This window comes from Thiorhodococcus drewsii AZ1, from assembly GCF_000224065.1.
Classification (GTDB): domain Bacteria; phylum Pseudomonadota; class Gammaproteobacteria; order Chromatiales; family Chromatiaceae; genus Imhoffiella; species Imhoffiella drewsii.
On the sequence record NZ_AFWT01000120.1, the window covers coordinates 1 to 970 of the forward strand.

Consider the following 970-nt stretch of genomic DNA (forward strand, 5'->3'; position numbering starts at 1 on the left):
ATCTGACAATGGACGACATCAAGCCGCTTGGGTCAATCCTGTAATTCCCCGGACGCTTACACAGAATGTGCAGGTGTTCCATGCGCCGACACGGCTGCCAGCGCTGAACGCCCTGGAAACCCGCGCGAGCCCTTATCTTCGCGATCTGCTCTCGATCGTCCAGGCATCTGGCAAAGCCTTCACCGGAAATCTTTTTTATGTCGATCTCCGCGCGGCCCGTGCGGGTCGGCCTGAGCATTCGCTTCAGCCCGGTAATTGTCAAGGTAGTTGTCGCCTGCATCGTTGTCACACCGCGTGATCTAACGGGGTGTGTTCCAGATCGCGCTCCGGGTTGAGGGAGACGACCGTAATCGGCGTCCAGTTGCGCGTTGGCCCACTCCAGCGTTCGGGGTGTTGGTCGCGTGCGACCTGGTTGAGGGCGTGGCGCTGAGCGAGGATCTGGGGATCCTCCCCACGATGGCGTTGCTCAGGGGTGACGAAGCGGATGGCACTGTGTCGATGCTCGGTGTTGTAGCCGCCGACAAAGCGATGAACCCATCGCTGGGCGTCCTCCAAGCTCGCGAAGCCGTCGACGGGATAGTCCGGGACGTACTTGCAGGTGCGAAACAGCGCCTCGGAGTAGGCATTGTCGTTAGAGACGCGCGGGCGGCTATAGGAGGGGGTGATGTTGAGTTCATGGAGCTTCTCCAACAGAGTAGCCCCTTTGAAGGCGCTGCCGTTATCGGCGTGCAGCACCAGGGGCTGATCGATGAGGCGCTCGGCGAGCACCGCCCGTTCGATGACCAGGCGCGCGTGGTGGGCCGGCTCACTGTGAAAGACCTCCCAGCCGACAACCTTGCGGCTGTAGATATCGACGATCATGACCAGGTAGAAAACAGTCCCTTGACCGGTCCGGGCAACCAGGTGCAATCCCAGGACCAGACCTGATTGGGGCCGGTGGTCTGGTAGGTCGTGGGCCGTAGCGCACGAC

General features: G+C 61.3%; 1 protein-coding gene and 1 pseudogene. Both read right to left on the bottom strand.

Translation table 11 applies throughout. The annotated features are described in order from the left end of the window. A partial coding sequence (locus THIDRDRAFT_RS26600; protein WP_007043413.1) for a hypothetical protein occupies window positions 1-280 on the bottom strand: 280 nt, incomplete at its 3' end. A gap of 5 nt (window positions 281-285) precedes the next feature. Then, window positions 286-970: pseudogene (locus THIDRDRAFT_RS23310) on the bottom strand (transposase); the annotation flags it as partial.